This window comes from Sphingomonas sp. FW306-1B-B10E (assembly GCF_058782005.1).
Genome location: NZ_JBYSXG010000027.1, coordinates 18070 through 41010, shown reverse-complemented (window position 1 = coordinate 41010; position 22941 = coordinate 18070). Strand labels below are relative to the sequence as shown.

16 protein-coding genes are annotated in these 22941 nt (G+C 66.5%); 10 read left to right on the top strand and 6 right to left on the bottom strand.

Translation table 11 applies throughout. The features are described 5' to 3' along the window. Window positions 1–14: 14 nt before the first annotated feature. Complete coding sequence (locus tag AC3WJI_RS12035; protein WP_492757510.1) at window positions 15–527, bottom strand: hypothetical protein; 513 nt, start codon at window positions 525–527, stop codon at window positions 15–17. Continuing rightward, window positions 524–1666 (bottom strand): bifunctional 2-C-methyl-D-erythritol 4-phosphate cytidylyltransferase/2-C-methyl-D-erythritol 2,4-cyclodiphosphate synthase, encoded by a 1143-nt coding sequence (locus AC3WJI_RS12030; protein ID WP_492757509.1) that lies wholly within the window; start codon window positions 1664–1666, stop codon window positions 524–526. Before AC3WJI_RS12030 ends, AC3WJI_RS12035 begins: the two co-directional genes overlap by 4 nt. Window positions 1667–1749: 83 nt before the next feature. On the opposite strand from AC3WJI_RS12030, the gene dusB reads away from it, so the two are divergent. From dusB to hflX, 7 genes are all read left to right on the top strand, one after another. Beyond that, the gene (dusB, locus tag AC3WJI_RS12025; protein WP_492757508.1) at window positions 1750–2748 is read left to right on the top strand and encodes a tRNA dihydrouridine synthase DusB; all 999 of its coding nucleotides are present in this window, start codon (window positions 1750–1752) and stop codon (window positions 2746–2748) included. Then, complete coding sequence (locus tag AC3WJI_RS12020; RefSeq protein ID WP_492757507.1) at window positions 2724–3821, top strand: two-component system sensor histidine kinase NtrB; 1098 nt, start codon at window positions 2724–2726, stop codon at window positions 3819–3821. The genes dusB and AC3WJI_RS12020 overlap by 25 nt, the downstream gene beginning before the upstream one ends. After that, the gene (gene ntrC, locus AC3WJI_RS12015) at window positions 3818–5260 is read left to right on the top strand and encodes a nitrogen regulation protein NR(I) (RefSeq protein ID WP_492757506.1); all 1443 of its coding nucleotides are present in this window, start codon (window positions 3818–3820) and stop codon (window positions 5258–5260) included. Before AC3WJI_RS12020 ends, ntrC begins: the two co-directional genes overlap by 4 nt. A 60-nt stretch (window positions 5261–5320) precedes the next feature. Beyond that, complete coding sequence (locus AC3WJI_RS12010; protein ID WP_492757505.1) at window positions 5321–7573, top strand: sensor histidine kinase NtrY-like; 2253 nt, start codon at window positions 5321–5323, stop codon at window positions 7571–7573. Beyond that, complete coding sequence (ntrX, locus tag AC3WJI_RS12005; protein WP_492757504.1) at window positions 7570–8949, top strand: nitrogen assimilation response regulator NtrX; 1380 nt, start codon at window positions 7570–7572, stop codon at window positions 8947–8949. The genes AC3WJI_RS12010 and ntrX overlap by 4 nt, the downstream gene beginning before the upstream one ends. Before the next feature lie 122 nt (window positions 8950–9071). After that, window positions 9072–9563, top strand: a complete 492-nt coding sequence (gene hfq, locus AC3WJI_RS12000; RefSeq protein WP_492757503.1) for an RNA chaperone Hfq — start codon at window positions 9072–9074, stop codon at window positions 9561–9563. A 6-nt stretch (window positions 9564–9569) separates the two neighbouring features. Beyond that, a complete protein-coding gene (hflX, locus tag AC3WJI_RS11995) occupies window positions 9570–10859 on the top strand; it encodes a GTPase HflX (RefSeq protein WP_492757502.1) in 1290 nt (429 codons plus the stop codon). Window positions 10860–10879: 20 nt separating this feature from the next. Here the strand turns inward: hflX and AC3WJI_RS11990 are convergent, their stop codons facing one another. From AC3WJI_RS11990 to AC3WJI_RS11975, 4 genes are all read right to left on the bottom strand, one after another. Beyond that, window positions 10880–11509 carry a hypothetical protein gene (locus AC3WJI_RS11990; protein WP_492757501.1) on the bottom strand — a complete coding sequence of 210 codons (630 nt, stop codon included), beginning with the start codon at window positions 11507–11509 and terminating at the stop codon, window positions 10880–10882. A 97-nt stretch (window positions 11510–11606) separates the two neighbouring features. Continuing rightward, window positions 11607–12353: a nucleoside triphosphate pyrophosphohydrolase gene (mazG, locus tag AC3WJI_RS11985; protein WP_492757500.1), complete on the bottom strand. Its 747-nt coding sequence runs from the start codon at window positions 12351–12353 to the stop codon at window positions 11607–11609. A 50-nt stretch (window positions 12354–12403) separates the two neighbouring features. Then, entirely contained in the window at window positions 12404–12676 is a 273-nt protein-coding gene (locus AC3WJI_RS11980; RefSeq protein WP_492757529.1) for a helix-turn-helix domain-containing protein, read from the bottom strand. A 207-nt stretch (window positions 12677–12883) separates the two neighbouring features. Then, the gene (locus AC3WJI_RS11975; protein WP_492757499.1) at window positions 12884–13447 is read right to left on the bottom strand and encodes a gluconokinase; all 564 of its coding nucleotides are present in this window, start codon (window positions 13445–13447) and stop codon (window positions 12884–12886) included. Window positions 13448–13595: 148 nt separating this feature from the next. On the opposite strand from AC3WJI_RS11975, the gene AC3WJI_RS11970 reads away from it, so the two are divergent. The 3 genes from AC3WJI_RS11970 (at window position 13596) to AC3WJI_RS11960 (ending at window position 22804) form a co-directional block, all read left to right on the top strand. After that, window positions 13596–16625, top strand: coding sequence for a glycosyl hydrolase family 28-related protein (locus AC3WJI_RS11970; RefSeq protein WP_492757498.1), 3030 nt, complete (start codon window positions 13596–13598; stop codon window positions 16623–16625). A 92-nt stretch (window positions 16626–16717) separates the two neighbouring features. Next, complete coding sequence (locus AC3WJI_RS11965; RefSeq protein ID WP_492757497.1) at window positions 16718–19699, top strand: TonB-dependent receptor plug domain-containing protein; 2982 nt, start codon at window positions 16718–16720, stop codon at window positions 19697–19699. Window positions 19700–19768: 69 nt separating this feature from the next. Continuing rightward, window positions 19769–22804: a glycosyl hydrolase family 28-related protein gene (locus tag AC3WJI_RS11960; protein WP_492757496.1), complete on the top strand. Its 3036-nt coding sequence runs from the start codon at window positions 19769–19771 to the stop codon at window positions 22802–22804. The last annotated feature ends 137 nt before the right edge of the window (window positions 22805–22941 follow it).

The following is a 22941-nucleotide window of genomic DNA, read 5'->3' as shown; positions in this document are numbered from 1 at the left end:
CGTGGCGAACCCGATCATGCCTTGCAGATCGCGAATGGCGGCGCCTTTTTCTTGTCCTCCGCGGCGAATTCGAAGATCGCCGCCACGATTCCCGCGAGATTGGCCGGCGGCAGCGGATCCAGCAGCGCCGCCATGCGGTCGACCTTCAGGCAGACATCGGGCTTGATGTCCTTCGAGACCAGTTCGGCGACGAGCATGCCGGAAAAGGCGTCGAACACTTCCGGCGTGGCGGTCGTGCCCATGCCGCCGATCTTGCCGACCGCGGACGCCGCCGCCGGCTTGGCGAGGACCGCCGCGGCCTGGTAGCGCTTGACCAGCCTGTCGGAATTGACCGTCAGATAGGCGTTGGCCGGAAGCGCGCCGCTGCACGCGCGGGTGAAGCCCTGGATCGCCGGCGGGGCAAGCACCGTCACCAGCGCCTGGGCTTCCTGCGAAGTGAGGCACGGCTTCTGGGCGGTGTCGGCCGCCGCATGCGCGCTGGTCGCCGACAGTGCGAGCCACGCCGCCGCTGCCATCCGGGTCTTCATTCTGCCGTCTCCTTGATGCGGATCGTTGCCACCGCCTGCGCGGCCATGCCTTCGCCGCGGCCGGTGAAGCCGAGCCTTTCGGTGGTGGTCGCCTTGACGCTGACCCGCGACTCCGGAAGCGCGAGGATGGCCGCGATCGACGCGCGGATCGCCTCGCGGTGCGGACCGATCTTAGGCGCCTCGCAGATGATCGTGACGTCGATGAAGTCGACGATCCCGCCCTGCGCGGCGACCAGACCGGCAGCGTGCTCGAGGAAGCGCGCCGACGCCGCGCCGCGCCATTGCGGGTCGCTCGGCGGAAAATGCATGCCGATATCGCCCGCGCCGATCGTGCCGAGCAGGGCGTCGGTGATCGCGTGGAGCACGACATCGGCGTCGCTATGGCCCGACAGGCCCTTGCTGTGCGGGACGCGAATGCCGCCGAGCCAGAGTTCCTCGCGCTCGGCGAAGCGGTGGACGTCATAGCCCATCGCGGTGCGGACGCGCATCGCGGCGGCGTGGCGCGCTTCGGCGGCGGCAAAGTCGGCGGGGTGGGTGATCTTTTCCAGCTGCAAGTCTCCGGGGACGAGAGCGACGGCGTGCCCGAGCGCGCGCACCATCTGCGCATCGTCGGTGGCTTCGCGGTCGGCAGGCCAGGCGGCGTGGGCGGCACGGATCGTCTCCATGCGGAACGCCTGGGGGGTCTGGATGCGGACCAGCCCGTCACGCGGCACCGTCTCGCCGAGTGCCTCGCCACCACGCGCGAGCGTATCGGCGACGGGGAGGGCAGGGAGGGCGCCCTCGTGGCTATCCAGCGCCGCGAGCAGCGCGTCGATCACGGCGTGCGAGAGGAAGGGCCGCGCGGCATCGTGGATCAGCACGCGGTCGGCGGCGATTGCGGCGAGGCCGTTCGCCACCGACTCGCGACGGCTGGCGCCGCCGAGAACGTGGCGAACATCGCCTACAGCACGCATGAGCGCCTCTTGTTGACCATCGGCGATCACCACCACGACCTCGTCGATCGCCGGGTGCGAGGACAATGCCGCATAGCTGTGCGCAAGCATCGGCTTTCCGGCGAGCGGCGCGAATTGCTTGGGCACGGCGCTGCCAGCGCGGATGCCCTGTCCGGCGGCGACGATCAGTGCGGCGGTTGTTCCCATCAGCGCGCGGGTAGCGGGGAAGCCCCGGCTTGCCAATCCGGGGTTGTGCGGCTAGGCGTCACTGCCTATTTTTCAGGCAGATCATGCGCGAACTCGCTCCCATCCAGATCGGCCCCGTCCGGGTCGAAGCCCCGGTGCTGCTCGCGCCGATGACCGGCGTGACCGACTTGCCGTTCCGCCGCGTCGTGCGGCGCTATGGCTCGGGGCTCAACGTCACCGAAATGGTCGCCAGCCAGGCGGCGATCCGCGAGACGCGCCAGTCGCTCCAGAAGTTCGCCTGGGATCCGATCGAGGATCCGGTGTCGATGCAGTTGGTCGGCTGCACCCCCCATGAGATGGCCGAGGCCGCCAAGCTCAGCGAGGATCGTGGTGCAGCGATCGTCGACATCAACATGGGCTGTCCGGTCCGGAAAGTGACCAGCGGCGATGCGGGGTCGGCGCTGATGCGCGACCTCAAGCTTGCCGCGTCGCTGATCGAGGCCTGCGCCAAGGCAGTGAGCGTCCCCGTCACCGTCAAGATGCGGATGGGCTGGGACCATGCGAGCCTCAACGCCCCCGAACTCGCGCACATCGCCGAGGATCTCGGCGCGAAGATGATCACCGTCCACGGCCGCACCCGCAACCAGATGTACAAGGGCAGCGCCGACTGGGGCTTCATCCGGACGGTGAAGGACGCAGTGTCGATCCCCGTGATCGCCAATGGCGACATTTGCGAGATCGAGGACGCGCATGCTGCGCTGGCACAGTCCGGCGCCGACGGCGTGATGATCGGGCGCGGCGCCTATGGCCGGCCGTGGATCCTGCGCCAGGTGATGGACGCGCTGACTGGCAAACCTGAACGGCCCGAGCCTTCGCTCGACGAACAATATGGCGTGATCGTAGAGCATTACGCCGACACCCTCAGCCATTATGGCAACGAAGTCGGCGTCAACATGATGCGCAAGCATATCGGCTGGTACACCAAGGGCATCCACGGCTCGGCCGAGTTTCGCAACAAGGTCAACAAAGAGGCCGACGGCCGGGTCGTGCTAGACATGCTCGCCGAATTCTACGCGCCATGGTCTTCGCGCGCGGCGGCCTGAGGCGGGCCAGGCCGGAACCGGTAAGGGGACCAGGCTTCGGCGAATTGTTCGCGGCTCTGCCCGTCGCGGTACTGGTGATCGATCCCGACGGCCGTATCGCGCATGCCAATTCGGCCTGCGAATTGCTGCTCAACCATAGCGAGAGCACGATGGTCGGGCAGCCGTACGACGCGGTGTTGCGCCCGCCCGAGGATTATGCCGACCGACGCGACGGGCACGGGTTCGCGGCGTTCGACATCGAGGTGGAAGCGGTGCGCGGACCGCGCATCCGCGTCGACTTGGTCGAGAGCCCGGTCGCTGACCAGCCCGGCTGGCGGATCGTCACGTTGCATCACGCCCCGCAATCGCGCCGAGTAGCGCAGGGTGCCGATCGTACCGCGGGCGCGCGGGCAGCGGTGGGCGCGGCGGCGATGCTCGCGCACGAGATCAAAAACCCGCTCTCGGGAATCCGGGGCGCCGCGCAATTGCTCGCCAGCGGCAGCGAGGAGCGCGAGCTCACCAACTTGATCACCACCGAGGTCGACCGCATCGTCGCGCTGATCGACCGGATGCAGGACTTCACCGACACGCGGCCGCTCAAGCTGGCGCCGACCAACATCTATCCGCTGCTCGATCATGCCCGCCGCGTCGCGCTCGCCGGGTTCGCGCGCGACGTGGCGATCGAGGAGCATTTCGATCCGTCGCTGCCACCCGTCCTGATCGACCCCGACGCGTTCCTGCAGGTACTGCTCAACCTGTTCAAGAACGCCGCCGAGGCATTGGCGGACGCTGCTGCTCCGCGCATCACCCTCGCCACGGCCTATCGCCACGGCATGTCGGTGAGCACGGTGCCGGGGCGCCCGCGCCACAAGCTGCCGATCGAGATCCTCGTCATCGACAATGGCCCCGGCGCCCCCGCCGACATTGCCGAGCATCTGTTCGAGCCGTTCGTCTCAGGCAAACCCGAGGGCAAGGGACTCGGCCTGCCGCTGGTGGAGAAACTGGTCCGCGACATGGGCGGGATCGTTCAATATGGCCGCGAGCGCGACCCCGAAGTGACCGTGTTCCGCATCCTGCTGCCGAGGGCGGCATGACCGGTACCGTCCTGATCGTCGACGACGATGCTGCGATCCGCACCGTCGTGGCAGCGTCGCTCAAGCGCGAGGGGCACCGCGTGACCACCGCGGCGAGCATCGCCGAACTGCGCCGCGCGCTCGCCGGCGGGGTTCCGGACGTGCTGGTCACCGACGTCGTGCTTCCCGACGGCAACGGGCTCGACGTTGCGGCCGGGCTGGCCAGCGAACATCCCGAGCTGCCGATCATCGTCTTCTCGGCGCAGAACACGCTGGCGACCGCGGTGCGCGCGACCGAAGTCGGCGCGTTCGACTATCTGCCCAAGCCGTTCGACCTCGACGTGCTCGCCCAGGCGGTGCGCGGGGCGATCGCACGGCGGCGGCGCCAGCCTGCCGAACTCGCCGAGGCGGAGATTGGCGGCGGCTCGACCCTGATCGGCCGCTCGCCGGCGATGCAGGAGGTCTATCGCGTGATCGCCCGGGTCGTCTCGAACGACCTGACCGTGTTGGTCTCGGGTGAGTCGGGCACCGGCAAGGAACTGGTCGCGCAGGCGATCCACGAGCTCGGCCCGCGCCGACGCGCGCCGTTCGTCGCGCTCAACATGGCCGCGATCCCCCGCGACCTGATCGAAGCCGAACTGTTCGGGCACGAACGCGGCGCCTTTACCGGCGCGGCGACGCGGGTCGCCGGCAAGTTCGAGCAGGCGGCGGGGGGGACCTTGTTCCTCGACGAGATCGGCGACATGCCGATGGACGCGCAGACCCGGCTGCTTCGTGTGCTCCAGTCGGGCGAATTCACCACGGTTGGCGGCGCCCGGACGATCCGCGCCGACGTCCGCATCGTCGCGGCGACCAACAAGGATCTCGGCGCATTGGTCCAGAGCGGGCAGTTCCGCGAAGACCTATTCTACCGGCTCAACGTCGTGCCGGTGAGCCTGCCCGCCTTGCGCGAGCGCCGCCAGGACGTGCCGCTGCTCGCACGCCATTTCCTCGATCGCGCTGCCGAGGCGGGGTTGCCCCGCAAGCAGCTCGATCAGGGCGCGATGGCGGTACTCGAAGGCTATGACTGGCCCGGCAACGTCCGCGAGCTCGAGAATCTCATGCGCCGCATCGCCGCGCTCAGCCGCGACGAATGGATCGACGCCGATGCGATCCGCCGCGCGCTCGGAGATGCCAGCCACTTCCCGTCGGAGAGCCGCGATCCCGGAATCGACGCTGCGGTGCGCGCCCGGCTCGAACGCATGGCGATCGAGGAGCCGCGCGCGCTCGACGACGGCAGCCTCTACGAACGGATCATCGGCGAGGTCGAGCGTCCGCTGATCGAGGCGATGCTCGCCCGCCACCAGAACAACCAGCTGCGCGCCGCCCGGGCGCTGGGGATCAACCGCAATACCTTGCGCAAGCGGCTCGACACGCTCGGGATCGAAATGAGCGCGGATCGGTCGGACGGTACCGATTAGCGACGGTTCACGCAAAATTATGTGTTCTTTCGGCCACAATCTCGTTGTATCCCGGCAACGATGGATGCGGTGACAGAGTCAGCGATCGTAGCAATTGAAAGCGAACGTCGCTTCGCACGTATCCGCCCGCTGGAGATCATTGTCGTCGCGTTGGTACTGGCGGCGCCGTTAGGTACCTTTTTCTTCGTCACCCGCTTCTGGAGTGGCCAGCTGTTCAGCCCGGGCATCGCTGCGCTGTTGCTGCTGGCTAACTTGCTTCCCTGTGTCGCACTCATCGTGCTGGTTGGGCGGCGGATCGCGATCCGGCGTGCTGCCCAGCGTGGGTTGGCGGAGCGCGGCCGCCTGCACGTCCGCCTTGTCGCGGTGTTCAGCCTGATGGCGACGATCCCGATCGTGCTCACTGTAATCGCAGCGTCGATCATGTTCCAGTCGGGGGTCCAGCTCTGGGGCTCCGAGCGCGCCCAGAAGGCCTTCAATTCCACGGTTGCGATAGCCAAAGAGGGACAGAGCCTCATTGTCCAGCGTTGGACCGGCGAGGCGCGTACCATGGTGGAGGATCTGCTTAGAAAATATCCTCAGATCCCCGAAGAATCTTCTGACTTCCAGCTTCGCTTCCTCGAGCAGACCTATCTGCGTAGCCTGTACCAGTCGGTTCTGTTCCGGGTCGTCGACGGCAAGACCGTTGAGGCACTTTATGCGTATGAAGCACCCGAGCCCGCGGTCTTCACGGCGCGCGTTTCGGCGCAGGTTCTCAATCAGTTGCGCAATCAGGACAGCGCGACGAACTATGATCCCAACATGTTGTGGGTGGTGACGCCGGTAAACCGGGCGCAGAACCTCTTTCTCTACGTCGCCACGCCGAACAACGTCGATTTTCTCAACCGGCAGAGTCAGGCGGCCGCCGGCATCATCGCCGAATATGAGACGCTGCAGAAGCGCGCGCGCTCGCTTCAGATCCAGTTCAACGCGGTGCTGTTCGGCGTTGCTCTCCTGATTGTCGGGATCGCGACGGCGATCGCTCTCGCGGTGGCTGATCGTCTCGTGCGTCCCATCGACGAGTTGGTAACTGCGGCGCGACGGGTCGCGGATGGCGATCTGGGTGCAAGAGTCGCCGCGCCAAAGCATGAGGACGAGATCGGCACACTCGGCGACGCCTTTAATCGGATGACGGCACAGCTCGAACTGCAGAACACGGCACTCGTCACCGCCAATGCCCAACTCGAAAGCCGCCGCGCGCTGATCGAGGCGGTGATGTCGGGCGTCTCGGCGGGCGTTATCTCGATCGGGGCCGATCGGGTCATCCGCTTGGTCAACGCCTCGGCGCTGGCGCTGCTCCGGCGGAGCGAGGAGGAGTTCGTCGGCAAGCCGCTCATCGGGATTGCCCCCGAGCTCGACGCCCTGCTCGATGGCGCCGAACGCGAGGCCGTCGCGCAGGTCACCGTCGGCGGCGAGGCGCGCACGCTGGCGGTGAAGATCACCTCGGACGAAGTCGGGCAGGTGCTCACCTTCGACGACATTACCCAGCAATTGCTCGACCAGCGCCGCGCCGCCTGGTCGGACGTTGCGCGCCGCATCGCGCACGAGATCAAGAACCCGCTGACGCCGATCCAGCTCGCCGCCGAGCGGCTCCAGCGCCGCTACGGCAAGCAAATCGAAGGCGGGGAGGGGGTGTTCAGCCAATTGACCGACACGATCGTCCGCCAGGTCGGCGACCTGCGGCGGATGGTCGACGAATTCTCGTCGTTCGCACGGATGCCCAAGCCGCTGTTCCGCCGTGAATCGCTGCTCGACATCACCCGTCAGTCGCTGTTCCTCCACGAGGTCGCGCATCCGGCGATCCGCTTCGACCTCGACTCGCCCGACGAACCGCCCAGCCTGGTCTGCGACCGGCGCCAGATGGGGCAGGCGCTCACCAACGTGATCAAGAACGCGGTCGAGGCGATCGAGGCGCGGGGAGAGGGCGCCGCGCTGCCGCAAGGCGAGATCGCGCTCGCGATCGTCGCCGAGAACGACCAGCGCGTCGTGCTGACCGTCGCGGACAATGGCGTCGGCCTCCCGGTCGAGCGCGACCGCATCGTCGAACCTTATATGACGACGCGCAGCCGCGGCACCGGGCTGGGCCTCGCGATCGTCAAGAAGATCGTCGAGGAGCATTGCGGCACGATCGCGTTCAGCGATCGCGCAGGCGGCGGCACCGTCGTCACGATTGCGTTCGACACCGAGGCGCTCGAGCGCCTGGCGCAGCAGAACAACGATGCCGAACCGGCCGAGCCCAAGGCCCCGGCACTTACCAGAAGCGGAAAACCTTCATGAGCCTCGATATCCTCGTCGTCGATGACGAACGCGACATCCGCGAGTTGGTCGCGGGCGTGCTGGAGGACGAAGGCTATGCCACGCGCTCGGCCGCTGACAGCGACGCGACGCTCGAGGCGATCGCCGAGCGCCGGCCGAGCCTGGTGCTGCTCGACGTGTGGCTGCAGGGCTCGCGGCTCGACGGGCTCGAACTGCTCGACGAGATCAAGCGGCGCGATCCGTCGATTCCGGTGCTGGTGATCTCGGGGCACGGCAATATCGACACTGCGGTGGCGGCGATCCGCCGCGGCGCTTCGGACTTCATCGAGAAGCCTTTCGAGGCCGAGCGGCTGCTGCTCCTCGTCGAGCGCGCCACCGAGACCGAGCGGCTGCGCCAGGAAGTGGTGTCGCTGCGCGCCTCGGTCGGCCGCGAGAACGACCTGACCGGCAATTCGGCGGCGATCAACACGGTGCGCGCGACGCTCAAGCGCGTCGCCTCGACGGGCAGCCGCGTGCTGATCAGCGGCGGTGCCGGCGTCGGCAAGGAAGTCGCCGCACGGCTGCTCCACGGCTGGAGCCAGCGCACCGCGGCGCCCTTCGTGATCGTCAGCGCGGCGCGGATGACGCCCGAGCGCGTCGAGGAGGAATTGTTCGGCGTCGAGGAGGGCGGCGACCTTGTCCGCCCCGGACTGCTCGAACAGGCACATGGCGGCACCTTGTTCCTCGATGAGATCGCCGACATGCCGGTGGCGACCCAGGCGCGGATCCTGCGCGTGCTCACCGACCAGAGCTTCAGCCGCGTCGGCGGCACGCGCATCGTCAAGGTCGACGTCCGCGTCGTCTCGGCGACCGCGCGCGACCTGATGGCCGAGATCGCCGCGGGGCGCTTCCGCGAGGACCTTTATTACCGGCTCAACGTGGTGCCGGTGCTGATCCCGCCGCTCACCGAGCGCCGCGAGGACATTCCGGTACTCGTCGAGCATTTCGTCGCGCATTATGCCGGCGAGCGCCGCGTGCCGACGCCCGAGGTCGCGCCCGACGCGATGGTCGCGCTGCAGAGCTACGAATGGCCGGGCAATGTCCGCCAGCTGCGCAACGTCGTCGAGCGTACGGTGATCCTGGCACCTGGCGACCGGATCGGGCGGATCGACCTGGATCTGCTGCCCCCTGAGGTCCTCGGCCGGCAAGGCGATGCCGGCGGTGGGGCGGGCGCCAACGCGATCATGGGCGCGCCGCTCAAGGAAGCCCGGGAGAGCTTCGAGCGCGAATATCTCCGCGTCCAGATCCGCCGCTTCTCGGGCAATATATCGCGCACCGCGAGCTTCATCGGGATGGAACGCTCGGCGCTCCACCGCAAATTGAAGCTGCTCGGGATCACCGAGACGCGCGAGGAATAGGTTGGACGCGCGCGCCCGGAACCAATAGAATGCGCGCTCCGCACCAGGGTGGTGCGGCATTCCGACGCCGGGAACCGGCGCGAAGCGGGACGTGAGCCCGCCAAGAATAGAAGGACATGATCATGGCCGAGAAGCAGACCTCGCTTCAGGACCTGTTCCTCAACTCGCTCCGGCGCTCCAAGGTGCCGGTCACGATGTTCCTCGTGAAGGGCGTCAAGCTCCAGGGCATCGTCACCTGGTTCGACAATTTCTCGGTGCTGCTCCGCCGCGACGGCCAGTCGCAGCTGATCTACAAGCACGCGATCTCGACGATCATGCCGGCGGGGCCGGTGGATCTCACCACGCTCCTCGAAGCGGCGGGAGAATTCCAGCACAAGAACCCGGTTTTGCAGGAAATTTTCCTCAACTCGGTGCGCAAGCAGCAGGAAAACGTGACGATGTTCCTCGTCAACGGCGTGATGCTCCAGGGGCAGATCGCCGCGTTCGACCTGTTCTGCATGCTGCTCCAGCGCGAGGGCATGGCGCAGCTGGTCTACAAGCACGCGGTGTCGACGATCCAGCCGGCGCATCCGCTCAACCTCGCCGAGGAAACCTCCGCGCCCGACGGCGATTAAGGTCTCATGTCCACTGGTTTTGATCGCGACGCCGACGAGTTCGCCCGCGGCGCGCGCGCGATCGTCGTCTATCCCGAAATGGGCGCGAGCTCGCGCGACGCGGAAGCGCGTCTCGAAGAGACCGCTGGCCTCGCCGCGGCGATCGGCGTCGTTGTCGAGGAGAAGCTCGCGGTCAAGCTGCGCCAGCCCAAGCCGGGGACCTTGATCGGCTCGGGCCAGGTCGAGGCCATCGCCGAGACGGTCCGCGACGAAGAGCTCCAGCTCGCGGTGTTCGACGCGGCGCTGACCCCGGTGCAGCAGCGCAACCTCGAGACGGCGCTGGGCTGCAAGGTGATCGATCGCACCGGCCTGATCCTCGAGATCTTCGGCGAGCGCGCCCGCACCGCCGAGGGCCGGCTGCAGGTCGAGCTCGCGCATCTCGATTACCAGGCGGGCCGGCTGGTGCGCAGCTGGACCCATCTCGAGCGCCAGCGCGGCGGCTTCGGCTTTCTCGGCGGCCCGGGCGAGACCCAGATCGAGGCCGACCGGCGCTTGATCCGCGACCGCATGGCGCGGCTCAAGAAGGAGCTCGACCAGGTCAGCCGCACCCGCACGCTCCACCGCGATCGCCGCCAGCGCGCGCCCTGGCCGGTGATCGCGCTGGTCGGCTACACCAATGCCGGCAAGTCGACGCTTTTCAATCGCTTGACCGGCGCTGACGTCATGGCGGAGAATTTGCTCTTCGCGACGCTCGACCCGACTTTGCGGCAGATTTCGCTGCCGGGCATCGACAAGGCGATCCTGTCGGACACGGTGGGGTTCGTCTCCGAGCTGCCGACGCAATTGGTCGCCGCGTTCAAGGCGACTCTGGAAGAGGTGGTGTCGGCCGACCTGCTCATCCATGTCCGCGACGTCGCGCACCCCGACAGCGAGGCGCAGCGCGCCGACGTCGAGAAAGTGCTGAGCGAGATCGGCGTGGCCGAGGCGACGCCGCGCTTTGAGGCCTGGAACAAGCTCGATTTGCTCGACGCCGAGCGCCGCGCGCAACTGCTCGAGGATGCCGCCAGGCGCGAGGACGTGATGCCGATCTCGGCATGGACCGGCGAGGGCGTCGACACGCTGGTCAACACGGTCGCCGCGCGACTGACCGCGGGGCATCGGCGCTATACGATCACGCTGCCCGCGGGCGACGGCGCGGGCGCGGCGTGGCTCCACCAGCATGGCGAAGTGGTCGAGCAGCGGATCGAGGACGAACAGGCGCTGTACGAGGTCCGGATGGCGCCTGGGGATTACGAGCGGTTTCTCACGCGAAGTTAGTGTCCTGACTCTAAGATCGATTACGGCTGTCTCGTGGGTTCGGCACTCCAAGCGACAAACTCACTTAGAGGCAAATAATCATCGCCTCTGTTGAGAGCTTCAGAAACCCCCGTCAGAACTGAGTCAAACGTCTCGACAATGTCCCCGAACCGATAAACGTATCTTATAAGATGAGGAATGTCATCCGCGACGATAGCCTTATTCGGCTCTGCGCATTTCCAAGTTTCTAACAAATCTTCCTCAAAATGATCTAAGAGCAATATCGCGTTGCTCGCAAAATGTATCAAGGCAGGCGTAAAAAAGTCCGAGCTATCGACATGTCGTTTTAATACAACTTTTGCATTTTGAAGCTGCAGATGCCAGTCTCTTGTTGGCTTTATCTCACTCCAGACCGACGGATGAATCAGGCTTCCCAGTACTGTATTAACCTCATGCTGCGCCTGAACAATAGAGTATCTAACGCTCCAGGCTGCTTCTTCGCGGTTCAATCGTCGAGAGCGGCGAGCTTCTTTCTTTTCTGCTATCCAAAGCCAAACCGCGCCGGAAATAGCGGCTATCGAGCCAGCTGCTTGAACCCATGCTGCTGCATCCGCTCCCAGCCCTTTTGCGAAGGCGGAATATACCGCCGCCGCTCCGGACAAGACGATCAAGAAGATGCTTGCGGCACTAAAAAAAAGCGCCGGCGTAAAATGGAATTGCGATCGACGTAACAAGCTCTGAACACGGAATCGCTCTCCGACAGGCCTTCTAACGTTTCACCTTTTGCCAAAGCTGTTCCTGCTTCTCCAGCGTTAGATTTGAGAATCCGCCGGCAGCTTCGGCCTCCATCGCCTTGAAGCGGCGTTCGAACTTGGCATTGCCGGCGCGCAGCGCCGCTTCGGGATCGACGCCGTGCTTGCGGGCCCAATTGACCACCGCGAACAGCAGGTCGCCGATCTCCTCCTCGACCTCGGCCGGCGTCTCGGCGGCCTCGACTTCGGCGAGCTCCTCATCGATCTTGGCGCGCGCGCCGCTGGCGTCGGGCCAGTCGAAGCCGGTGCGTGCGGCGCGCTTCTGGAGCTTCTCGGCGCGGAGCAAGGCGGGGAGGCCGAGCGCGACGCCGTCGAGCGCGCTGGCATGGCCCTTGGCGCCACGCTCGGCAGCTTTGACCTGCTCCCAGAGATGGTGACCGCCCTCGGCCGCGCCCTGGAAGATATGCGGGTGGCGGCGCTCCATCTTGTCGCTGATCGAGTCGATCACGTCGCGGAGCGTGAAATGTCCGGCTTCCTCGGCCATCCGGCTGTGAAATACGACCTGGAGGAGCAGGTCGCCGAGCTCGTCCCTGAGCTCGGCCATGTCGCCCTGCGCGATCGCATCGGCAACCTCATAGGCTTCCTCGATCGTATAGGGTGCGATCGTCGCGAAGGTCTGGACGGTGTCCCATTCGCAGCCGGTCTCGGGATCGCGCAACCGCGCCATGATCGCCACGAGGCGGTCGATATTCGTCTGGCTCATGCCGCCTGCATAGCGCCGCTGCGGCGGCGGCACCACGGAAAGCGGTAGGCCTATGCGGCCCAGAGTCCTCCGGGCCGGGACCAGCCGAAATTGCCCGCGGCGATCGCTGCCTGGGTGCGGTTGCGGACGTTGAGCTTGCGCATCACCGCAGTCATGTGGACCTTGACCGTCGCCTCGGCGATGCCGAGCTCGTGCGCGATCTGCTTGTTGAGCAGCCCCGAATGGACACAGCGCAGCACTTCCATCTGGGTCGGGGTCAAGCGCGGTGGCGATAGGGGCGAGGATGCCTCGCGCTCGTGATCGAGACCGTCATGCAGATCCATTGCGGCATGCATTCTACCTCTCCCTGTTCGCGATCCGGTTTCGAGGGCGTCACCGGCTCACATCGGATCGCCCCAGGATTCGTTACCGCTAACAATAATGGAATCGGTTAGACAGCTTCAAGCAATATTTCGCTGGCAGCGTTGTCAACGTGCAGAAAAAGCGCGGGATACCGTGTGTTTCTGGACGCAGCCGGTCGCCAAACTTGTCTAACAGCTTTTCATTTTGGCGGCGGATTGCGGCGAGATACCCGCCAATTGCGCCAGCACGTGGTTGCATAGCGCCTGGGGCGAATCCTGTCCGGCGAAGGTAATCGCGTCGTCCTCGGCGACCGGGCGTTCGAGCGTGTCGAGTTGGCTGTCGAGCAGGATCGCCGGCATGAAGTGGCCGCCGCGATCGGTGAGCCGCTGGAGCAGGCGCTCGCGCGGTGGGTCGAGGAGGACGAAGCGCAGCGCCGGACCGATCGCGAGGCGCAGCCGATCGCGATAGCAGCGGCGCAGCGCCGAACAGGCCGTCACCGCGCTGCCGTGCTCCGACACCGCCTGCGCAGTGGCGACGCCGAGCCTCTCGAGCCATGGCCAGCGATCGGCATCGTCGAGCGGCTGCCCGCCGCGCATCTTGGCCACCGCCTCCGGCGCGTGGAAATCGTCGCCGTCCAGGAACGGGCAGTCCAATGCTTCGGCGAGAAGCTTGCCCAAGGTGGTCTTGCCGCAGCCGCTGACGCCCATCACGACGATGGCGAGGGGCAGGGCGGGGGCGATGCTCGGCGGCACGTCGGACTCCTCGGGAACCGGGCCGGTCCCGGGGACTACCGCGCTTTCTGGATCGGCCTCGCGCGGCTGGAAACTACGACCTTGGTCGCACGTGCCACGCTTCGGGGGGCGGGCTAGCCAGTCCTGACAGGTCACGAGGGAGAGTGCGATGCAGATGCGCGGCGTTCTGGCAGGGCTGGTCGCGGCGACCGCGCTGACCGCTCCGGCACTGGCCCAGGCGCAGGGCGTCTCGGTGTTCCCGACCGCGCCGGCCGAGCCCGGCGCCGTGACGGTCAAGGCGGCGGGCGACGGCCGGGCCGACGACAGCGAAGCGCTCCAGCAGGCGTTCGACCGCGCGCGCGGCAAGACCGGCCACGGCCTGGTCTTCCTGCCCTCGGGCCGATACCGCATCACCCGGACGCTGGTCGTGCCCGCGGGGGTGCGGGTCTATGGCGTCGGGCGGACCCGGCCGGTGATCCTGCTCGGCGCCGGCACGCCCGGCTTCCAGCAGGGCGTCTCGACGATGATCGTGTTCGGCGGCGACGACCAATATCAGGTCGGCCAGGTGCCGGTGCCGGTCCCGACGATCGTGCCGCGCGACAAGGTCGTCCGCGATGCCAATTCGGGGACCTTCTATTCGTCGATTCGCAACATCGACATCGAGATCGGCGAAGGCAATCCGGCGGCGGCGGGCGTGCGCTTCCGCATGGCCCAGCACGCCTTCCTCGCCGACATGGAGTTCCGCCTCGGCTCGGCTTTTGCCGGCGTGTACCAGGCGGGCAACGTCATTGAGAATGTCCACTTCAAGGGCGGACGCTACGGCATCGTCACCGAGAAGACCTCGCCGGCCTGGCAGTTCACCCTGATCGATTCGACCTTCGACGGGCAGAGCGACGCGGCGATCCGCGAGCATGAGGTCGACCTGACCCTGGTCAATGTTGCGATCCGCAACACCCCGGTCGGGATCGAGATCGACCGCGGCTATGGCGACTCGCTGTGGGGCAAGGACGTGCGCTTCGAGAAGGTCAGCCGCGCGGGCGTGGTGATCTCGAACGAGAACAATGTCTTCACTCAGATCGGCTTCGAGAACGCGCTCGCGGTCGACAGCCCGGTGTTCGCACGGTTCCGCGATAGTGGGCGGACGATCGACGGCAAGGGCAAGGCGTACAAGGTCGCGTCCTTCTCCTATGGCCTCGCGGTCCCCGAGCTCGGCCAGATGGGGAAGTATGCCACCGAGGCGGATGTCCGGCCTTTGGCGCGAATGCCCAAGCGCCGCGCGCCGGCGATCCGCGCACTGCCACGGATGGCGGAATGGGTCGATGTCCGCAGCCTCGGCGTGGTTGGCGACGGCACTGCGGACGATACCGCCGCGATCCAGCGCGCGATCGACAGCCGCCGCGTGCTCTATTTCCCGGCGGGCTTCTACAAGGTCACCGACCGCCTCAAGCTGCGCCCCGACAGCGTGCTGATCGGGCTGCACCCGGCGATGACCCAGCTCTACATCCCCGACAACAATCCCGGTCACGCCGGGCTTGGCAGCGTGCTGCCGATCGTCGAGACCCCGCGCGGCGGCGACAACATCCTTTCGGGGATCGGGCTGTTCACCGGGCGCGTCAATCCGCGCGCCTCGGCCTTGCTGTGGCGCTCGGGTGCGAACAGCCTGGTCGAGGACGCCAAGATCATGGGCGGCGGCGGCACGCCGACCGCCGACGGCAAGCCGCTCTACACGCTCTCGGCGCGGAGCGGCGATCCGGTCTCGGACGGGCGCTGGGACGCCCAATATCCGAGCATCTGGGTGACCGACGGCGGCGGCGGCACCTTTACCGATGTGTGGAGCCCCAACACCTTCGCCTCGGCGGGCTTCGTGGTGACCAACACGCGCACCCCCGGCCATGTCTACGAGATGTCGGTAGAGCATCACGCCCGCAACGAGTTCGTCCTCGACAATGTCGAGAATTGGGAGTTCCTCGCGCCGCAGACCGAGCAGGAAGTCGGCGACGGGCCCAATGCGGTCGGCCTCGAGATCCGCAACTCGCGCAACCTGCTGTTCGCCAATTATCACGGCTATCGCGTGACCCGCAGCTATGCACCGCAACGCAGCGCGGTGAAATTGTTCAACTCGAGCGACATCCGCTTCCGCAACGTGCACGTAAACGCCGAGAGCGGCTATGCGAGCTGCGACGACGAGGGCTGCGGGACCTTCCTGCGCGCGAGCAAATATCCGTTCGACAATGCGATCGAGGATGTGTCGCGAGGGCTGGTGGTGCGCGAGCGCGAGTTCGCCAGGCTCGATATCGGCGCGGCGGACCGCAGCGTCGCCGCGCCCGCGCCGAGTGCGGTGCCGGTCGAGAAGGTCGCCGAGGGGTTCTGGTCGATCTCGGGTGCCGCGGTCGACGCCAAGGGCGCTCTCTATTTCATCGACCGGCGCTTCCAGCGGATCCACCGCTTCAGCGAAGCCAAGGGGCTCGAAGTCGTGCGCGATCATGCGCTCGACCCGGTCAATCTCGCGGTCGACGCTTCGGGGCACCTGCTCGTGCTGTCGTCGCTCGGGCCGAAGGGCGCGGTCTATTCGTTCGATCCCGACGGGCCGAGCGACGACCTGACCGTGATCAAGCCGACGCCGGTGCGCGAGCGCGGAAAGGCGCGGACCTTGCTACCGGTCAATTGGTGGCAGAATGGCGAATTCCGCGACCAGCTCGACCACCAGACTTATCAGTTCACCACGCTCGCCGAGATGTTCGCGCGCGAGGTGGGGACGGCCAAGCCGCGCGAATATGTCTCGCCCGACGGCAGCCTCGCGCTGCCGGCGTTCCGCGTCTGGCAGCAGGGGCCGATCGACCATGTCGGCTGGCGCTGGTCCAACGCGCTCAACGCCAACGGATTGGTGAGCGCGCGGCCGGGCGAGCGACTGTTCGTCACCAACGGATCGGAGAATGTCACCTATAGCGGCGCGGTCGGCCCCGGCGGCACGCTGACCGACCTCAAGCCCTTCGCCAATCGCGGCGGCGAGAGCGTTGCGGTGGCGAGTGACGGCCGGGTCTATGTCGCGAACGGGCAGGTGTTCGTTTACGGCGCCGACGGTCAAGAGACCGGGCGGATCGACGTTCCCGAACGGCCGCTCCAGATCCTCTTCGGCGGCCCCGACAAGCGGACCTTGTTCATCCTGACGCATCACGCGCTCTACGCCGCGCGGCCCTGAGCCGGGCGCTACGACCTATGTCGTACGTGCGGCGGGGCGGGGCGGGGGATACCGTCCGGACAAATCAAAAGACGATAAACTGGAGGGGACGGATGAAGGGAATTCTCGCACTCGATCGGCAGCGCGGCGGCGTCAGCATGATCGCAGTCGCCGCAATCATGCTGGCGAGCGGCGCGCAGGCGCAGACCGCGCCGGCGCCGCAGGAAGTCGCGCCGCCGCGGGCCGAAACCGTGCCAGAGGCCCCAGCGGAGCGCGACAGCGACGACATCGTCATCACGGGTTCGCGCATCATCGCAAACGGGTTCAATGCGCCGACCCCCACCACCGTAATCGGCGCCGAGCAGATCGCCGCCAATGCCCAGCCGAACCTGTTCAACACGATCGCGCAATTGCCGTCGCTGCAGGGCTCGACCGGCACGTCCACCGGCACGTTCAGCACGTCGAGCGGCCAGCAGGGGTTGAGCTCCTTCTCGCTGCGCGGGCTCGGTGCGATCCGCACGCTGACCCTGCTCGACGGCCAGCGCGTCGTCGGCGCCAACGTCACCGGCGTGCCCGACATCAGCATGTTCCCGCAATTGCTGGTCAAGCGCGTCGACGTGGTCAATGGCGGCGCCTCGGCGACCTATGGCTCGGACGCGGTCGGCGGCGTGGTCAACTTCATCACCGACACGCGCTTCACCGGCTTCAAGGGCAACGTCCAGGGCGGCGTCACCACTTATGGCGACAATGAGCAGATCCTCGTCCAGGGCGCCTGGGGCACCGCGCTCGCCAACGATAAGCTGCACCTGATCCTGAGCGGCGAATATGCCCATGACGGCGGCGTCGGCCCGGGCGATTTCGGCACCGACCTCGCCGGCAAGCGCGACTGGTATCGCGCCTCGACCCTGCTCAACACCGGGCAGACCAACAACGGCTCGCCGCAGTTCGTCTACAGCGATTTCGCCCAGCCGTATCAATATGCGCGCTACGGGCTGATCAACAACGGTCCGCTCCAGGGCATCGCGTTCGACGTCAACGGCACGCCGTACAATTTCAATTATGGATCGAACGGCGCGCCGCTCGGCAACGGCCGCGTGTCGAACTGCTTTCCGGGCAACAGCTTCTGCGTCGGCGGCGACCTGAGCGGCGCGCCGGGCTCGGGCGCATCCTTGGTCTCCGAACTCCAGCGCGTCGTCGGCTTCGGGCGGATCGGGTGGGATTTCGCGCCGAACAACGAAATCTACTTCACTGCCAACGTCGCGCAGGTGAAGACCAATAACCAGCCCAGCCCCGGCTACAACCGGCCGAATCTGACGGTGCAATGCGCCAATCCGTTCCTGCCGCAGCTGGTACGCGATCGCTGCGCCACCGCAGGGATCACCAACTTCAACTTCGGCACGAGCAACGGCGCGTTCCCCGATACCCGGGTCTATACCGATCGCCGCCAATATCGCTTCGTCGGCGGCCTCAAGGGGCAGTTCGGGATCGGCGAGGGCGACTGGAACTATGACGCCTATTACGAGCACGGCACGACGATCTCGAACATCGACGTCAACAACATCGTCTTGCAGCCCCGCTATGTCGCCGCAACCAATGCGATCACGCTCAACGGGGCGATCGTCTGCGCCGATCCCGCGGCGCGCGCGCTGGGATGCCAGCCGATCAACGTCTTCGGTGGCGCCGCGCCGTCCCAAGCGGCGCTCGACTATGTCCTGCCGCAGAACGGTCCGTTCCAGCGCACCAAGCTGACCCAGGATGTCGCCAGCATCAACTTCTCGGGCAACCTGTTCGATCTCTGGGCCGGCCCGCTCTCGCTGGCGTTCGGCGGCGAATATCGCCACGAATTCTACCGCGTGCGCGCCGATCCCTATGGTGCCGGCGTCTCGCCGCTCAGCCCCAACAGCGCCGATTATCCCGCTGACCCTCTGCTCAATTCGGCGCAGGGCACCAACTACGCCGCGGGCAACTACAAGAATGGCGGCGGCGCCTATGACGTCTATGAAGGCTCGGCCGAGTTCAACCTGCCGCTGTTCAACGGCGGCGGGGCCGGCAAGGCCAATCTCAACGGCGCCGCGCGCGTCACGCATTACAGCACGTCGGGCACGGTGTGGGCGTGGAAGATCGGCGGCACCTGGGAGACTCCGCTCGACGGCTTCCGGCTGCGCGCAGTGACGTCACGCGACGTCCGGGCGCCCAATTTGTCCGAGCTGTTCGCCGCGCCGACGGTGACGACCTTGCCGAACTTCGCCAATCCGTTCCCGCCCGCCGGCGCGGTGCAGGCGTTCCAGAACACGATCGGCAACCCCAATCTCACCCCCGAGATCGCTCGCAACACCGAGATCGGCGCGGCGCTCGCCAATCCCTCCTGGCTGCCCGGGCTGAGCCTGTCGGTCGACTATTACAGCATCAAGCTGAGCGACGTCGTCTCGACCCTGTCGGCCGACCAGATCGTCCGCTTGTGCTTCGACGGCAACCAAGCCTTCTGCGGCGGCTTCGTGCTCAACAGCCCGGTCCAGGGCGGCAATTTCATCAACGTCCAGCCGTTCAACCTGGCCTCGTGGAAGACCAGCGGGTTCGATATAGAGGCGAGCTATCGCTGGAGCCAGCCGCTCGGACTGCCGGGCAGCTTCACCTTGCGCGCGCTCGGCACGCACATTCGCGAATTCGTGGTCAATGCCGGCGCGCCCAATGTCGACAAGGTCGACCAGGCCGGCGCCAATACCGGCAACACCCCCGATTGGAAGTGGCTGGCGATCCAGAGCTACGAGAATGACAGCTTCAGCTTGACGGTGCAGGAGCGCTGGTTCTCCGACGGTGTGTTCGGCCACCAATATGTCGTGTGCAGTTCGGGCTGTCCGGTATCGACCGCCAACCACCCGACGATCGACCGCAATTTCATGGAAGGCGCTTTCTATGTCGATCTCGGCGGCTCGTACAATCTGAGCTCGGCGATCAAGGCCTATTTCAAGGTCGACAATCTGTTCGACCACGATCCCGCGCCGTCGCCGCAGACCAATACCGGGCTCGACGTCAATCCCGCGCTCTACGACACGCTCGGGCGCACCTATCGTGTCGGCGTCCGCTTCAACTTCTGATTGCCACCCACCTCCCGTGGGAACTCGTCCCGGCCTCGCGGCCGGGACTCTTTTTATGAGGCGCGCGACATGCACCAGCGACTGATCGGGATCTGCGCGGCGCTGCTCGCGCTGTTCGGCACGGTGGAAGCCGCCGCGTCGCAATCGGTCTACACCAGCGCGCCCGACGAGCCCAATGCGGTCACGGTAGCGGGGGCGGGCGACGGCCGCGCGGACGACAGCGCCGCGATCCAGCGCGCGATCGACAAGGCGGCGGCGAAGGGCGGGGGCGGGATCGTCTTCCTGCCGGCGGGCAATTGGCGGATCAGCCGGACAATCTATCTCTGGCCCGGCGTGCGCATCTTTGGGATCGGGCAGAAGCGCCCGGTGATCGTGCTGGGTGCCAATACGGCGGGCTTCCAGCGCGGCGTCGCGCACATGCTGATCTTCGCGGGCGCCAAGCCGGGTGCCGAATCCGCGCAGCGCGGGCCGGTTGCCTTTCCACCGCCCGGAAGCGTGCCGTTCGACAAGGACGTGCCCGATGCCAATTCCGGGACCTTCTACACAGCGCTCGGCAATATCGACTTCCGCATCCTCGACGGCAATCCGGCAGCGACCGCGATCCGCTTCCACGCCGCGCAGCACAGCTTCGTCAGCCACGCCGATTTCGATATCGGCTCGGGACTGGCGGGGCTCTATCATGTCGCGAACGAAGCCGAGGACCTGCATTTCCGCGGCGGGCGCTACGGCATCCTTGCCGAAAAGACCTCGCCCGCCTGGCCGTTCGCCTTGGTCGATTCGACCTTTGAGGGGCAGCGCGACGCGGCGATCCGCGAGCACGAAGCCGGGCTGACCCTCGTCAATGTCGCGTTCCGCAACGTGCCCGTCGGGATCGAGATCGACCGCGGCTATGGCGACTGGCTGTGGGGGCAGGATGTCCGCTTCGAGAATGTCGCGAAGGCGGGCGTGCTGATCTCGAACGAGAACAACGTCTATACCCAAGTGGCCTTTCAGAACGTCGTGGCTGCAAGCACGCCGGTGTTCGCCCGGTTCCGCGACAGCGGCAAGACGGTGCCGGGGGCAGGGCCTGCGTACAAGGTTGCGAGCTTCACTTACGGACTGACCTTGCCCGGCCTCGGCCGAATGGGCGAGTTCAAGACCGACATGCAGGCGAGCCGCATCGCCGCGCTCCCGCCCCGCCCGGCACCGGCGATCCGCCTGCTTCCACCGGTCTCCGAATGGGCCAGCGTCCGCTCGACCGGCGCCAAAGGCGACGACAGGACCGACGACACCGCCGCGCTTCAGAAGGCGATCGACACCCACCGGGTGGTCTATCTGCCTGCCGGCTTCTACCGCGTGACCGACACGCTGCGCCTGCGCCCCGACACGGTGCTGCTCGGGCTGCACCCCAGCCTGACCCAGATCGTCCTGCCCGACGGCGCGCCCGGCTATCAGGGGATCGGCACGCCCAAGGCGCTGATCGAGAGCGCACGCGGCGGCGACGCGATCGTCGCAGGGCTCGGGTTGGATACCCAGGGCGCCAATCCGCGTGCGACGGCGCTTCTGTGGCGGGCAGGGGCCCTGTCGATGGTCAATGACGTCAAGTTCCAGGGCGGCCACGGCACCAACCGCTACGACGGCAGCCGCGTCACGCCCTACAACAACAACGCCACCGCCGACCCCGATGCGGCGCGGCGCTGGGACGGCCAATATGCCAGCCTGTGGGTGACCGAGGGCGGCGGCGGCACTTTCGCCAATATCTGGAGCCCGAGCAGCTTCGCGCATCCCGGCATCCTCATATCGGATACCGAGACGCCGGGGCGGATCATCCAAGCGTCGGTCGAGCATCATGTCCGCACCGAGATTGCGCTCAACCGCGTCGCCAATTGGGAATTGCTCGCCCCGCAGACCGAGGAGGAAGCCGGGGAGGGCGGCGACACCGTCGCGCTCGAGATCCGGGATTCGCAGGACATCCTCGTCGCCAATTTCCACGGCTACCGCGTCACCCGCACGCGCAAGGCAGCGCCTGCCGCGGTCACCTTGTACAATTCGCACGACATCCGATTCCGCAACGTCCACGTCAACGGCGAGAGCGGCTTCGGCACCTGCGACGAGAATGGCTGCGCAACCTTCCTGCGGCTGACCAAATTCCCGTTCGAGAATGCCATTCGTGACGTCACGCACGGGATCGACGTGCGCGAGCGCGAATTCGCCGTGCTCGACGTGCCGGCCAGGTCCGAACCGGTAAAACCTGCCAGTTTCCGCGGCGCGACGGTCGAGAAGCTCGCGGGCGACTTCCATTCGCTCGGCGGCGGCGCAGTCGACGCGGAGGGCAGGCTCTACTTCGTCGATCGCTTCTTCCGGCGGATCTGGCGCTGGTCCGACGAGCGCCGGCTCGAGCTGGTCCGCGACGCCGCGCTCGATCCGGTCAACCTCGCGGTCGATCGCTCGGGCAACGTGCTGGTGCTGTCGTCCTACGGCCGCAACGGCAGTGTCTACAGCTTCCGCCCGGGTGCGCCCGACCAGGAACTGACGATGCTCTCGCCGACCCCGGCAACGGCGCCGGTGGCGGCAGTCGTGCTGCCGATCAATTGGTGGGTCAATGGCGAGTTTCGCGACCAGCTCGATCCGCGAAGCTACCAGTTCACCACGCTCGCCGAGATGTTCGCCGCCGATCTCGCAACGCCCAAGCTGCAACGCTACGTATCGCCCGACGGCAGCGTCGCGCTCCCGGCCTTTCGCGTGTTCCAGCAAGGTCCGCCCGACCAGCGCGGGCTGCGCTTCTCGCACGCGCTCGATAGCTACGGCCTGATCCAAGGCAAGCCAGGCGAACGCATCTACCTGACCAACGGCTCGGAAAACCGCACCTATCGCGGCACGGTCGCCGCCAATGGCGCGATCACCGACCTGGAGCCCTTTGCGGAGCGCGGCGGAGAAGGCGTCGTCGCCGACGCGCAGGGCCGTGTCTACGTCGCCAATGGTCAGGTGTTCGTCTACGCGCCGGACGGCAAGCAGATCGGCCGGATCGACGTGCCGGATCGGCCGCTACAGCTGCTCTTGGGCGGTCCGGATCGCCGAACCTTGTTCGTGCTTTCGCACCACGCGCTGTATGCGGTCGGGTTGTGAAACGGCTGCCAGAACGATCGAAGTTCTTGATCATCGTCATGCCGGCGCACCGGGGCCTCAGGAGCAGGAACCCTCAAGGGCTCCCCCCAGAACCATCAGAACGATAATATACATTATGTAAAATTGAAATTGGCTTG